This window comes from Acidovorax sp. LjRoot194 (genome assembly GCF_964253015.1).
Taxonomy (GTDB): Bacteria; Pseudomonadota; Gammaproteobacteria; order Burkholderiales; family Burkholderiaceae_C; genus Acidovorax.
Window position 1 is genome coordinate 2,670,697 of the sequence record NZ_CAXUQB020000001.1, and the last position, 13,932, is coordinate 2,684,628.

The following is a 13,932-nucleotide window of genomic DNA, read 5'->3' on the forward strand; positions in this document are numbered from 1 at the left end:
GCTGGGGGATGGATTGCAGGCGTTCACGCCGTTTCGTGTCGCCAACTGCCGGTGGACAGCGCGCGCTCCGAGCGCGTGGACGGCCAGCAACGGCCGCCCTGCAACACAGGCCGTTGTCCCCCTGGGGGGAAGGCGCGCAGCGACACCGGGGGCCTTCACAGCTTGATGCCCCAACCGAAAGGGTCGTTGTCTTCGATGAGCAGCGTGGCCTCGGCGCTCATGTGGGCACGGCCGCGCAGGGTGGGGATGACCTTGCCGCCGCCGTCAACGGCCAGCGTGTAGCTGGCCTCGAACTCGCTGCCGATGATGCTGGCCTGCCGCCACACCTGGCCCGGCTGCAGCTTGCCGTCGGCTGCGAGACATGCCACCTTGGCGCTGGTGCCGGTGCCGCAGGGCGAGCGGTCGTAGGCCTTGCCGGGGCACAGCACGAAGTTGCGGCTGTCGGCCGGGTCATCGGTGCGGTCGTCGTCGGCAAAGAGTTCGATGTGGTCGATCTCGCCGCCGTTGTCGCCGCGGATGCCCTGGTCCTTCAATGCCTGCTGGACTGCGAAGGTGTAGGCCGTCAGGGCATCGAGGTTGTCGCTGGCCACGCGCTGGCCGTGGTCCGCCACCAGAAAGAACCAGTTGCCGCCCCAGGCCACGTCGCCCACCACGCGCCCATAGCCCGGCACGTCGACTGCCAACTGGTGGTGCAGGCGGTACGCCGGCACGTTGCGCACGCTGACCGAGCCGTCATCGTGCAGCGTGGTGGTGACGGTGCCCACGGGCGTCTCGATGCGGTGCTCGCCCGGCGTGATGCGGCCCAGGTAGGCCAGCGACGCGACGAGGCCGATGGTGCCGTGGCCGCACATGCCCAGGTAGCCGGTGTTGTTGAAGAAGATCACGCCCGCCGCGTTGGCAGGGTCTTGCGGAGCGCAGAGCAGGGCCCCCACGATCACGTCGTTGCCGCGCGGCTCAAGCACCGTGGCCGCCCGCCATGCATCGTGCTGGCTGGCCAGCAGCGCGCGGCGCTCGGCCATGCTGCCTGCACCCAGGTCGGGAAAGCCGCCAACGATAAGCCGCGTGGGCTCGCCGCCGGTGTGGGAGTCGATGATCTGGATGCGTTTCATGGTGGCGAGTCGATGAGGGTTGTGAGGTTCTGGACGAATTCGAAATCGTAGCGGGCGCAAGATAGCGCGCCGGCCAATACCAGTGCCCCCGCGCAAGGGCCGCCCCGCCGCGCTGGGGGCGTCCCCCCTCGGGGGGGAAGGCGCCGCAGGCGACTCAGGGGGGGCTTCAATAACTCGCCAAGGGAAAGGGCGCAGCGTTGCGGAAGGTCAGCACCGTGATGGGCGCCTGCTTCAGATTGCCCTTGTCATCGTAGGCATAGGTGCCGGCCACGCCCTGGTAGCTGGCGCTGTACATCTGCGCGCCCACCTTCGCGGGCTGGGTGGAGTTGGCCTTTTGCATCGACTCGCCCATGAACATCACCTGGTCGTAGTAAGACGCCGCATACGCGTCGGCATCCAGCTTGAAGCGCGCCTTGTACTTGGCCTTGAAGGCCGGGCCGTTGGCGGCTTTGTCGAGCATGGTGCCGCCCTGTGCGCAGAACACGGTGTCGTTGACGGCGTCGCCGCCGAGCTTGCCGACCTCGGGGCTGCACAGGGTGTCGCCGCCCAGCAGCTTGGCGGTCAGGCCCAGCTGCTTCATCTGCCGCGCCATGGGGGCCGCCTGCGGGGCATAGCCGCCAAAGAAGATCGCCTGCGGCTGCTTGCCCTTGAGGCTGGTGAGGATGGACAGGAAGTCCGTGGACTTGTCGGTGGTGAACTCCTGGCCCACCACGGTCAGGCCCTGCTTCTTGGCCTCTTTGGTGAACTGGTCGGCCACGCCCTGGCCGAAGGCGGTGCGGTCGTCGATCACGGCCACCTGCTTGACCTTCATCACCTGGGCGGCGTACACGGCCATGTTGGAGCCGATCTGCGTGTCGCTGGCGATGATGCGAAACAGGTTCTTGTAGCCGCTCTCCGTCACCTTGGGGTTGGTGCCCACGGTGGACACCATCGCACCGCCGTCGCTGTACACCCGCGACGCCGGGATGGCCACGCCCGAGCAGTACGGGCCCATGACGAACTTCACGCCGCTGTCCACCAGCTTTTGCGCCACGCTGACGCCGGTGCGGGCGTCGCACTGGTCGTCTTCGGACACCAGCTCGAACTTCAGCACCTTGCCTTCGACGGTGATTTTTTTGGCGTTGAGCTCCTCGACGGCCAGGCGCACGCCGTTCTCGTTGTCCTTGCCCGCAAAGGCATTGGGGCCCGAGAGCGGGCCGCTGTGGCCGATCTTCACCACCTGCTCCTGGGCGCTGGCGTGGTGGGCGTGGCCGGCCAGCATCAGCGCGGCGATGGCGGCAGGGGTCAGGGCGCGAAATCCGAAAGTACGTGTCATGGGAAACCTTCTGAACAGGAGCCACCTTGTGGGTGTGCGGTGAGGGAAAAGGCCGCTGTCGTCTGGGACCCGGCGGTGCGGCCCGGCGGTGCGGTCTGGCAGGTCGGGCCTGCTCAGGCCACGGACTGGTACTGGGTGGGGCGGGTGTCGAGCGCCTTCTTCACCACGCTTTCGACGAACGCGCGCTCTTCGCCCACCAACGGCAGGCGGGGGCGGCGCATGTGCTCGGTGCCCACGCCGACGAGTGCGTCGATGAGCTTGAGGTTTTGCACCAGCTTGTTCGATACATCGAGGTGCAGCATCGGCGTCATCCACTGGTACAGCGGCAGCGCCTCGGCAAACTTGCCGGCCTTCATCAGGTCGTACAGCGCCACGGTCTCGCGCGGGAAGGCGCAGCCCACGCCAGCCAGCAAGCCGTCGCAGCCCAGTGCCAGGCCTTCGTAGGCCAGGTCGTCCACGCCCAAAAAGAGCTGGTAGCGGTCGCCCACGGTGTTGCGCAGGTCGGTGATGCGGCGGATGTCGCCCGTGCTTTCCTTGATGGCGGCGATCCACTCGCAGTCGGCCAGCTCGACCATGTGCTCGGGCTTGAGGTCCACGCGGTAGGCCACGGGGTTGTTGTAGACCATCAGGGGGCGCTGGGCGGCGCCCGCCATGGCGCGCACATTGGCCATGGCCTCGCGGGCATCGGCGACGTAGATCACCGAGGGCATGACCATGTAGCCGGCCACGCCGAGCTTGTTGGCGCCGTCGATGTAGCGCAGGGCCTCGCGGGTGCTGGTCTCGGACACGTTGGCCAGCACCGGGATGCGGCCGTCGGCGGCGTCGAGCGCGATCTTGGCGACCTGGAGCTTTTCTTCCAGGCTGAGCGTGCTGGCTTCGCCCAGCGAGCCGCAGGTCACCAGGCCATGGATGCCGTTGCGGATCTGAAAGTCGATGTGCCGGGCCGTGCCCTCGGCGTCGATGGACTCGTCGGCGTGGAACTTGGTGGTGATGGCGGGGAAGATGCCTTGCCAGCGGGGTTGGGGGTTCACGGATGCTCCTTCAGGGGTGAGGTTGAAGCGCTGCTGCTTCGGTGGATTTATAAATATATTAACAACATATCTAAAATTCACAAGCGGGATTTTCAGCAGGGCAGGAGGGGGACTGCAGCGCCAGGGCACACCCGCAGAAGTCCGTGGATTCAGTGATGGGGAGTCATCGCCTTGGTTGAGGGCGGAGGGTTTTTGGACCCTGATGGCTTGAGGTGCCCGCCTGTCGCTGCCCAACCACGGCCCCCATGGAGAGCAAACCTATAATGAAAGGTTGGTCCCGATGGGCGGCCCGCAGGCATTGGCCTGCAGGGCGGCCTGCTGTGTGAAACCACTCCTACACACCATGAGCACTCCCACTTTTTCCGTCGCAGACATCCGCAAGTCCTTCCTGGACTTCTTTGCCTCCAAGGGCCACACCATCGTGGCGTCGAGCCCGCTGGTGCCCGGCAACGACCCCACGCTGATGTTCACCAACTCGGGCATGGTGCAGTTCAAGGACGTGTTCCTGGGCACCGACAAGCGCCCGTACAACCGGGCCGTTTCCGTGCAGGCCTGCCTGCGGGCCGGCGGCAAGCACAACGACCTGGAGAACGTGGGCTACACCGCCCGCCACCACACCTTCTTCGAGATGCTGGGCAACTGGTCGTTCGGCGACTACTTCAAGCGCGAGTCGCTCAAGTGGGCCTGGGAGCTGCTGACCGAGGTCTACAAGCTGCCCAAGGAGCGCCTGCTGGCCACCGTCTACCAGGAAGACGACGAGGCCTATGACATCTGGACCAAGGAAATCGGGCTGCCGCCCGAGCGCGTGATCCGCATCGGCGACAACAAGGGCGGCCGCTACAAGTCCGACAACTTCTGGATGATGGCCGACACCGGCCCCTGCGGCCCCTGCTCGGAAATCTTCTACGACCACGGCGACCACATCCCCGGCGGCCCGCCCGGCAGCCCCGATGAGGACGGCGACCGCTTCATCGAGATCTGGAACAACGTGTTCATGCAGTTCGACATGGCCGCCGACGGCTCGGTCACGCCGCTGCCCGCGCCCTGCGTGGACACCGGCATGGGCCTGGAGCGCCTGGCCGCCATCCTGCAGCACGTGCACAGCAACTACGAGATCGACCTGTTCGACGCACTGATCAAGGCCGCTGGCCGCGAAACCGGCGTGACGGACCTGGACAACAAGAGCCTGCGCGTGATTGCCGACCACATCCGCGCCACCGCCTTTTTGGTGAGCGACGGCGTGATCCCGAGCAACGAAGGCCGCGGCTACGTGCAGCGCCGAATCGTGCGTCGCGCCATCCGCCACGGCTACAAGCTGGGCAAGAAGACGCCGTTCTTCCACAAGCTGGTGGCCGACCTGGTGCGCCTGATGGGCGATGCCTACCCCAAACTGCGCGAGCAGGAGCAGCGCATCACCGAGGTGCTCAAGGCCGAGGAAGAGCGCTTCTTCGAGACGCTGGCCAACGGCATGGAAATCCTGGACGCCGCCCTGGCCGGTGGCGCCAAGGTGCTGCCCGGCGATGTGGCCTTCAAGCTGCACGACACCTATGGCTTTCCGCTGGACCTGACCAACGACGTGTGCCGTGAACGTGACGTCGAAGTGGACGAGGCTGGCTTCAAGGCCGCCATGGAAAAGCAGAAGGCCCAGGCCCGCGCTGCCGGCAAGTTCAAGATGGACAAGGCGCTGGATTACACCGGCAACGCCAACCAGTTCACCGGCTACGACCAGCTGGCCGAAACCGCAAAAATCGTCGCCATCTACGTGGACGGGACCAGCGCTGCGGCCCTGAAGACCGGCCAGACCGGCGTGGTGGTGCTCGACACCACACCCTTCTACGCTGAAAGCGGCGGCCAGGTGGGTGACGAAGGCACCATCACCAGCGGCTCGGCCCGCTTTGCGGTGGGCGACACGCTCAAGGTGAAGGCCGACGTGTACGGCCACCACGGCACGCTGGAAGAAGGCACGCTGAACGTGGGCGACACGGTGCAGGCCGAGGTGAACACGGCCCTGCGCGCCGCCACGGTGCGCAACCACTCGGCCACCCACCTCATGCACAAGGCCCTGCGCGAAGTGCTGGGCAGCCACGTGCAGCAAAAGGGCAGCCTGGTGAACGCCGAGCGCACCCGCTTCGACTTCGCACACAACGCCCCGGTGACGGATGCGCAGGTGCGCGAGATCGAGCGCCTGGTGAACGAGGAAATCCTGGCCAACCACCCCACGCAGGCCCGCGTGATGGACATCGAATCGGCCCAGAAGACCGGCGCGATGATGCTGTTCGGCGAGAAGTACGGCGAGACCGTGCGCGTGCTGGACATCGGCTCCAGCCGCGAGCTGTGCGGCGGCACCCACGTGCAGCGCACGGGCGACATCGGCCTGTTCAAGGTCGTGGCCGAAGGCGGCGTGGCCGCGGGCGTGCGCCGCATCGAGGCCGTGACCGGCATCAATGCGCTGGCCTACCTGCAGCAGCTTGAAAGCACCGTCAACCAGGCGGCCGGCACGCTCAAGACATCGGCGACCGAGCTCAATGGCCGCATCGGCCAGGCGCTCGACAACGTGCGTGCGCTGGAGAAGGAAGTGGCGGCCTTGAAGGGCAAGCTGGCCTCTAGCCAGGGCGACGAGTTGGTGAACCAGGCGGTGGAGATCAAGGGCCTGAAGGTCCTGGCCGCTGCGCTGCCGGGCGCCGATGCGAAGACCCTGCGCGACACCATGGACAAGCTCAAGGACAAGCTCAAGACCGCCGCCATCGTGCTGGCAGCCGTGGACGGCGACAAGGTCCAGATCGCTGCGGGCGTGACGGCCGACAGCGTGGGCAAGCTCAAGGCCGGCGAGCTGGTCAACTTTGTGGCCCAGCAAGTGGGCGGCAAGGGCGGCGGCAAGCCTGACATGGCCATGGCCGGTGGCACGGATGCGTCCAAGCTGCCTGCAGCGCTGGCATCGGTGACGGGCTGGGTGACGCAGCAGCTGGGCTGATCGGCGGGTTCTGGACCACGTGGCCGGGCTGACGTCTGGCCGAGGTGGTCCGAGTGGTCCAGAGACCGATCCAGGCGTTGGCGCAACGAAAGAAGTCGTCACGCTGGTGGTCGGTGGGGCTGAGGCGTTTGCCGAGCACATCACGGGAAAAGGGGCACTGCCCCTTTTTTTGCGCCTGGCCGATGCGCCAGTGCCCGACCGAATCGCGCCGAGTCCTACCGAGTCCTACTGACAGTGAATGAGTTCGGAGGAGTTTGACTGCGCTCGACAGCACCTGTTTGCGCGTCACCTTGGTTGCTGCTGTTGTGCGGGTCTGACTGCGAAGGGGGATGTGTCACGGCAGGCCATCGCACTCTGCCCATGCCAAAAAGAGAGTGACGCACTACAGCCTTTCGCCCTACATTGCGGCGGATGGACTCACCGCGCCCGTCCCAGTCCCAGCCGCTGCCGCCGGGCACCGGTGCGCGTCAAGCCCGCCCCGCCAGGGCGGCAGACGAGCTGCCCTGGTGGCGCCGCATCACCGTCCCTTTCGAGGTGCTCATCGCCTCGGTCGTGGTGCTGGCCATGCTGCTGCTCACGGCGCTGCTGGTGTATCAGGTCGGCACCGGTGCGCGGCAGGCCATGATCGATGCGTCCGATGAGAACGCGCAGCACATCAGCCAGTTGATCAGCGAGCGGGTGCACCGCATCGTGGACCCTGCGGACGCCACCATCCGCCTGCTGGCTTTCGACCCCATCGCTGCGGCCGCCAGTTTGCCCGCACGCCTGCTGCGCCTGCCGGTGCTGGCCAGCCTGCTGGAGCAGAACAAGCTCTTGTCCGCCGTGTTCATCGGCTACCCCGACGGGCAGTTTCTGCTGCTGCGCCCCATCCGCAATGCGGCCCTGCGCGCACGGCTGGAGGCCCCTGCCGAGGCCGCGTACCTGCTGCAGTCGATGGCGCGGGAGCGCGGCGGTGCCAGCACCGTGGGCCGCTGGAGCTACTACGACGCAAAGCTGCGCCTGATCGATTCGGCCGTGCGGCCCGAATACCGGTACGACCCGCGCAGCCGGCCCTGGTATGCCGACGCGGCGGTGCAGAAGGCGCAGGTGCTCACGGCCCCCTATGTGTTCTTCACCACCCAGGAGGTGGGCGTGACCCTGAGCCAGCCCACCGACGATGGGCGCGCGGTGCTCGGCTTGGACGTGGCCCTGACCGACCTGGGCACCGAGATCGGCAGCCTGCGCCTGATGCCGCGCACCGAAATCGCCGTGGTGGACCCCGATTTGCGCGTGCTGGCCTACCCCGACATGGCCCGCGTGCTGGTGCGCAGCGAAGACGCTGGCTCGCCCCGGCTGGAGCTGCGCACGCTCAGCGCGCTGGGCGTGCCCAGCCTGCAGGCCCTCCAGGCGATGGGGCTCAAGGCCGGGCCGTCCCACCGCTTCATGGCCGACGGCGAGGAGTGGCTGGCCAAGGTGCTGCCACTCACCTCGCCCCGCCGGCAGGGCCTGCAGGTCCTGATGGCGATCCCGACCCGGGAATTGCTCTCGGGCGTGAACGACAACCTGCGCCGCCAGGTCTGGCTGTCGCTGGGCTTGATCGCGCTCATGTTGCCGCTGGGATGGCTGGCCGGGCGCAGGGTGGGGCGCAGCCTGTCGGGCTTGGCCATTCAGGCCCAGGCGCTGGCAAGGTTCGACTTTCGCCGGGCGGCGGTGCGACGGTCGCCGGTGCGCGAGGTGCGGGCGCTGGGCCAGGTGATGGACCGCATGTCGGAGACCATTCAGGAGTTTCTGGACATTACCCACCACATCAGCGCTGAGTCGCGGCTGGACCTGATGCTGTCGAGCGTGCTGTTCGAGCTGGTGCGCGCCACCAGCTGCACCGGCGGGGCCGTGTACCTGGTGGAGCCGCAGCGCGCCGGGTTGCTGCGCACGGCCCGCTATTGCGAAGACCCGGACCACCAGTCGCGCTACCCGGACCACCTGCCGATGGGCCACTTCATCAACCATGGCGAGCCGCAGCCCGGCGATGAGCACGAAGACGACGATGCCGAGACCGCCAGCCACCACCGCGTGCTGCGGGTGCAGCTGCGCACGCGCGACGGGCAGCCGCTGGGCCTGCTGGTGCTGCGCTACCGGGTAACGCAGGGGCGTGAAGAGGGGCGGGAAGAGGACGTGCACTTTAGGGCGTTTGTCGAGAAGCTCTCGGGCACGCTGTCGGTGGCCATCGAGACGCGCAGCCTGATCGAGGGGCAAAAGAAGCTGTTCGACGCCGTCATCCGCCTGATGGCCGATGCCATCGATGCCAAGAGCCCCTACACCGGCGGCCACTGCGACCGGGTGCCGCAGCTGGCCGAGTCGCTGATGCAGCGCCTGTGCGATGCGACCGAGGGGCCGTTCGCCCCTGTGGCGATGACCGATGCCGAGCGGTATGAATTCCGCCTGGGAGCCTGGCTGCACGACTGCGGCAAAGTCACGAGCCCCGAGCACATCATCGACAAGGCCACCAAGCTCGAAACCCTGCACAACCGCATCCACGAGGTGCGCATGCGCTTCGAGGTGCTGTGGCGCGATGCGGAGCTGGATTACTGGAAGCAGCAGGTGGCGGGCGTGGACCCGGTGCGACTGCAGCGCGAGCTCTTGCAGCGGCGCGACCGGCTGCAGGAGGAGTTTGCGTTTGTGGCCCGGTGCAACGTGGGTGGCGAGTTCATGGACGATGCCGACGTGCACCGCCTGGCAGCCATTGCGCGGCAGGTGTGGCAGCGGCACTTCGATGATCGGCTGGGCCTGTCGAAGGCCGAGACGGCGCGCCTGGCCAAGGTGCCCGTGCGGCCCCTGCCGGCCAACGAGCCCTTGCTGGCCGACCGGCCGGAGCACATCGTGCCCTGGGGTGACCGGCGCCCGCCGGTCGAGGCGGGCAACCCGGCCAACCGGTGGGGCTTTGACATGACGCTGCCCGCGCAGCAGGCGCACCTGGGCGAGCTGCACAACCTGTCCATCCGGCGCGGCACGCTCACGGCGGAAGACCGTTTCAGGATCAACGACCACATCGTGCAGACCATCGTGATGCTCAGCGGCCTGCCGTTTCCGCCGCACCTGGCGCGCGTGCCCAGCATTGCCGGGTCGCACCATGAAAAGCTCGATGGCACGGGCTACCCGCGCCGCCTGGCAGCGGCCGACCTCACGCTGGCCGACCGCGTGATGACGCTGGCCGATATCTTCGAGGCCCTGACCGCCGCCGACAGGCCCTACAAGCCGCCCAAGACGCTGTCCGAGTCACTGAAGATCATGGCCCACATGGTGCGGGACCGGCACATCGATCCGGAGGTGTTCCGCTTCTTTCTGGAGAGTGGTGCGTGGCGCGACTATGCGCTGCAGTTCCTGCCCGAGGCGCAGCGCGATGCGGTGGATGTGGAGGCGATCCTCGCGTCGCTGGAGTGAGTGTGGCAACCCGAGCCGGGCGCTACGGGTGGTGCAGCTCGGTTGCGGGCTTGCACCCCTTCAAGCAGCCCAGCGGTCAGAACAGCTCGACGTCGTCGTTGGCGACCTTGGCCGCCAGCTGGCCGCTGGACACCAGGTCGTCGTAGAAGCACACCTGGTTGCGGCCGTGTTCCTTGGCGTAGTAAAGCGCCTGGTCGGCCTGGCCCAGAATTTCGACCGGCGAGCCCTGCGAAGTGCTCACGAACCCCAGGCTCACCGTCACGGTGCCTACCTGCGGGAAGTTGTACTCCTGCACCGCCATGCGAAAGCGGTTGAACACGCGGTGCGCCGTGCTGAGCGTGGTGGAGCGCAGCAGCACCACGAACTCCTCGCCACCGAAGCGGAAGATGCGGTCGTGGCTGCGGAACGAGGTGCGCAGGATGTTGGCGATCAGGATCAGCACCTCGTCGCCGTACAGGTGGCCGAAGCGGTCGTTGACCTGCTTGAAGTGGTCGATGTCCACCACGGCCAGCCATTGCTGCACGGGCTCGCTGGGCAGGGGGCCTTCTTCGGGCGCAAAGGATTCGCTGATGGCCGCTGCATTGGCGCTGGCCAGCGCGGTGGCATGGCGCGAGAACTGTTCGTCGAAGGTCTTGCGGTTGAACAGGCCGGTCAGCGCGTCGCGCTCGCTATAGTCCAGCAGGCTCTGGTAGTTCTGGTAGACCTGGAACACGCCCTTGAGCACGTCGAGCTTGTGGGCCGAGAACGGGCGGGACTGCGTGATCTCAAGGCACGTGCTGACCTTGTCCTGCATCCACACCGGCAGCCACAGCACGTACCGGCCCCTGCGGGGCGATGCCAGCGCGCTGTCGCCGTGGTTGGCCACGCATTCGCGCAGGGCGGGGTATTGGTCCAGGGCTTCGCGGCGCGGGTCGGCGGCGGCTTCGGAGTCGGTGGACACCAGGTTGCCGTTGTCGACCCAGGTGCGCGGCCTCACGTGCGGCACGCCGGCGTGGGTGAAAAGCTCCAGGGCCCTCACCTCGACGATGCTGCTGAGCTTTTGCAACGTGGACAACACCGACACTTCCAACCGCAAGTGATCGCGGTGGCCGGTCATCTCAACCAGATTCTGGAGAATGGGCTTCATCGGGGATGTACGTTGGGCCAGCGAGGACACGTTGTCAATGGCGTCTTATGAACACAACATCCCACACACCGTGCCCGAGCCGCAATCCGCGGTTTTCGAACTTGGTGAGGGGTCGGTAGTCGGGCTGTGGGGCAAAGGCTTCTGCAGTGTTCTGCAGCAGCGGCTCGGCGCTCAGCACCTGCAGTATCTGTTCGGCATAGGGCTGCCAGTCTGTGGCGCAGTGCAGATAGCCGCCGGGCTTGAGGCGCGCAGCCAGCTTGGCCACCAGCGGCGACTGGATCAGGCGCCGCTTGTTGTGCTTGGTCTTGTGCCAGGGGTCCGGAAAGAAGATGTGCACGCCGTCAAGGCTGCCCTCGGGCAGCATGTGGTCGATGACTTCGACCGCGTCGTGCTGCAGGATGCGGATGTTGGTGAGCTCCTGCTCGCGGATGCGCTTGAGCAACGCGCCCACGCCAGGCTCGTGCACTTCGCAGCACAGGAAGTTGTCGTCGGGCCGCACCCGGGCGATGTGGGCCGTGGCCTCGCCCATGCCAAAGCCGATCTCCAGCACCAGGGGCGCGCTGCGGCCGAAGGTGGCGGTGGCGTCGATGGGGGCTGCGGTGTAGGGCAGCACGAAGCGCGGGCCGAGATCTTCAAAGGCCTTGGCCTGGCCGGTGGTCGTGCGACCGGCGCGGCGCACAAAGCTCTTGATGGTCTTTGGGTGGGTCACACCGGCGGGAATGCCACTGGTGGTGGCGGGGGCGACGGCAGGGGCTGCGTCGGCGGGGGCTAAGGCGGTGTTCTGTTCAATCACGGTGCGCCATTGTAGTTTCGTCGCCACGCTGAAACCCATGCTTGTAACGCGTCTGAAATGCAACCAGTGTTTGCATCCAACACACCGGGCAGTCCCAGCACGCTGGCCGCTTGTACCGAGGCCTGCGCCGGGCTGCTCAGGTCGAGGGCTTGGGCGCCATTTTGCTTGGACAGCTTTTCGCCGTTCTCGCCACACACCAGGGCCGTATGCAGGTAGCGGGGCGTGGGTACGCCCAGGGCCTGCTGCAGCAGGATCTGGCGCGGGGTGTTGTCGGCCAGGTCTTCGCCCCGCACCACGTCGGTGATGCCTTGCGCAGCGTCATCGACCACCACGGCCAGCTGGTAGGCCCACAGGCCGTCGGCCCGGCGCAGCACGAAGTCGCCCACGGTATCGGCCACGTTCTGCTGCTGGGGGCCCAGGCGGCGGTCTTGCCAGTGCAGTGCGCTGGTTGCTATTGAATTAATAGCTGCTTGCGCTTGCCCATCAGGCGGTAGAGGCCTTTTTTGCTTGAAATCGTGCACATTGAACCGCCATGAGCGCGCCGTGCGGCCCCCCAGGCCATGGCGGCAGGTGCCGGGGTAGGGCAGCGCCGCATGCCGCTCACGCGCATGGCCCAGGGCTGCCTGGGCGTCCTCGATGTCTTTGCGGGAACAGGCGCAGGGGTAGGCGTCGCCTTGCGCGATCAGCTGGTCCAATGCCTTTTGGTAGAGATCGCTCCGCGCGGACTGCCACACGGGCGGTGCGTCCGGCACGAGGCCACAGGCCGCCAATTGCTGCAGGATGAAGGTGTCGGCGCCGGGGATGCAGCGGGGGGTGTCCACATCCTCGATGCGCACCAGCCACTGGCCGCCGTGCGCCCGCGCGTCCAGCCAGCTGGCCAGCGCCGCTACCAGCGAGCCCGCATGCAGCGGGCCGGTGGGCGACGGCGCAAAGCGGCCGATGTAGCCGTCGATACTGCGGCCGACATGGCCGCCGAGTTGCAGGCCCCCCGGGGGCGGGCCAGCCGTCATGCCACGGCGAGTGCCAGCTCCAGGCCCGACACGAAGGCGTCTTCCACACGGTGCCCCAGGCACCAGTCGCCGCAGGCACCCAGGCCCATGCCGGCGTCCCACAGATGGGTCTTGCCCAGGGGGTGGGTGGTCTGGGCATAGCGCCAGCGGCGCGTGTCCGCATGCGCAGGCTGCGCGCGGATGCCGGTCACTTCGGAGAAGGCCTTGAGGAGCTTGGCCTGCACGCGGGCTTCGTCGTCTTCCAGGTGTTCGGCCGACCAGGCGGGGCTGGCCTGCACGGTCCAGCGCTCCACCACGTTTCGGCCGGGCTTGGAGGATTCGCGGGCCAGCCAGGCGATGCGGTGGTGGGTGCTGCGTGCGGCGTTCCACTGCGGGCCGAGCGTCGTGAGGCCGGGGCGCACGGCCTGCGGGTAGGCCAGCATCAGCGTCCAGCAGGGGGCGATGGCGACGGTGGACAACGGGTCGGACAGGGGCGTGTCGATGGCGGAGCTGGCCAGCAGGGCCTGCGCGGGCACGGCCGGCTGGGCCAGCAGCACGGCGTCGAAACCGGCATAGACGTGCTGCGTACCACCGGCGCCTTCGGTGCGCAACTGCCAGCCGGAAGCGTTGACGGCGTCGCGCTCGATGCGCGAAACGCGGGTGTCGGTGATCAGCTGGCCCGCCAGGCGCAGCGGCTCGGCCCAGGTGGCCACCAGCGACTGCATGCCGGGGCTGGCCACCCAGTGCGCCTCGCGGTGCGGCAGCCCTACGGCGGCCACGCGGCCTGCGGCGTCGAGCACCTGCACGGAGTTGGCGCTCCAGCGCTTGCATACGCCGGGCACGGTGTCGATGGCGCGTGCAAAGCGCGGGTCGCGCACGGTGAAGTACTGCGCGCCCGCGTCAAAGTTGCCAAAGGGGCTGTCGATGGTGGCGGTGCGGCCACCGGCGCGGGAGGATTTCTCGAACACCGTCACGCGGTGGCCGGCCTGCACCAGGGTGCGTGCGCAGGCAATACCGGCCATGCCGGCGCCGATGATGGCGAAGTGGCGCTGGGGCTTGCCAGACGCGGTAGTGGGGGCTGCAGGCGCTGCCTGCGGGGTGGAAGCGGGGGCGCTGGTGCGTCGGAGCCGTTTGGCGGGGAGGGGATCAGGTTTGCTCATGGAAGGCCTTTCGGTGACGGT

At 67.5% G+C, this 13,932-nt stretch carries 9 protein-coding genes; 2 read left to right on the plus strand and 7 right to left on the minus strand.

Annotated features, from left to right (window positions below; genetic code table 11):
• Positions 1-155: 155 nt before the first annotated feature.
• From ACSQ3N_RS11955 to ACSQ3N_RS11965, 3 genes are all read right to left on the minus strand, one after another.
• Entirely contained in the window at positions 156-1,109 is a 954-nt protein-coding gene (locus ACSQ3N_RS11955) for a 4-hydroxyproline epimerase (protein WP_056168694.1), read from the minus strand.
• A 166-nt stretch (positions 1,110-1,275) separates the two neighbouring features.
• Positions 1,276-2,424 carry a branched-chain amino acid ABC transporter substrate-binding protein gene (locus ACSQ3N_RS11960; RefSeq protein ID WP_056168697.1) on the minus strand — a complete coding sequence of 383 codons (1,149 nt, stop codon included), beginning with the start codon at positions 2,422-2,424 and terminating at the stop codon, positions 1,276-1,278.
• Positions 2,425-2,537: 113 nt separating this feature from the next.
• Entirely contained in the window at positions 2,538-3,455 is a 918-nt protein-coding gene (locus tag ACSQ3N_RS11965) for a dihydrodipicolinate synthase family protein (RefSeq protein WP_056168700.1), read from the minus strand.
• A gap of 343 nt (positions 3,456-3,798) precedes the next feature.
• Between ACSQ3N_RS11965 and alaS the strand changes: the two genes are divergently transcribed.
• Together alaS and ACSQ3N_RS11975 are read left to right on the plus strand one after the other, a co-directional pair.
• A complete protein-coding gene (alaS, locus tag ACSQ3N_RS11970; protein ID WP_436146361.1) occupies positions 3,799-6,426 on the plus strand; it encodes an alanine--tRNA ligase in 2,628 nt (875 codons plus the stop codon).
• Between the two features lie 411 nt (positions 6,427-6,837).
• The gene (locus tag ACSQ3N_RS11975; protein WP_436146362.1) at positions 6,838-9,843 is read left to right on the plus strand and encodes an HD domain-containing phosphohydrolase; all 3,006 of its coding nucleotides are present in this window, start codon (positions 6,838-6,840) and stop codon (positions 9,841-9,843) included.
• A 76-nt stretch (positions 9,844-9,919) separates the two neighbouring features.
• Here the strand turns inward: ACSQ3N_RS11975 and ACSQ3N_RS11980 are convergent, their stop codons facing one another.
• From ACSQ3N_RS11980 to ACSQ3N_RS11995, 4 genes are read right to left on the minus strand one after another with little or no spacing between them, the layout of a single operon-like run.
• Positions 9,920-10,969 (minus strand): GGDEF domain-containing protein, encoded by a 1,050-nt coding sequence (locus tag ACSQ3N_RS11980; RefSeq protein WP_056168709.1) that lies wholly within the window; start codon positions 10,967-10,969, stop codon positions 9,920-9,922.
• Positions 10,970-11,003: 34 nt separating this feature from the next.
• Positions 11,004-11,762, minus strand: coding sequence for a tRNA (guanosine(46)-N7)-methyltransferase TrmB (trmB, locus tag ACSQ3N_RS11985; protein ID WP_235507388.1), 759 nt, complete (start codon positions 11,760-11,762; stop codon positions 11,004-11,006).
• Positions 11,759-12,772, minus strand: coding sequence for a tRNA glutamyl-Q(34) synthetase GluQRS (gluQRS, locus tag ACSQ3N_RS11990; RefSeq protein ID WP_082516942.1), 1,014 nt, complete (start codon positions 12,770-12,772; stop codon positions 11,759-11,761). The genes trmB and gluQRS overlap by 4 nt, the downstream gene beginning before the upstream one ends.
• A complete protein-coding gene (locus tag ACSQ3N_RS11995; RefSeq protein WP_156372083.1) occupies positions 12,769-13,911 on the minus strand; it encodes an NAD(P)/FAD-dependent oxidoreductase in 1,143 nt (380 codons plus the stop codon). Before ACSQ3N_RS11995 ends, gluQRS begins: the two co-directional genes overlap by 4 nt.
• Positions 13,912-13,932: the final 21 nt, after the last annotated feature.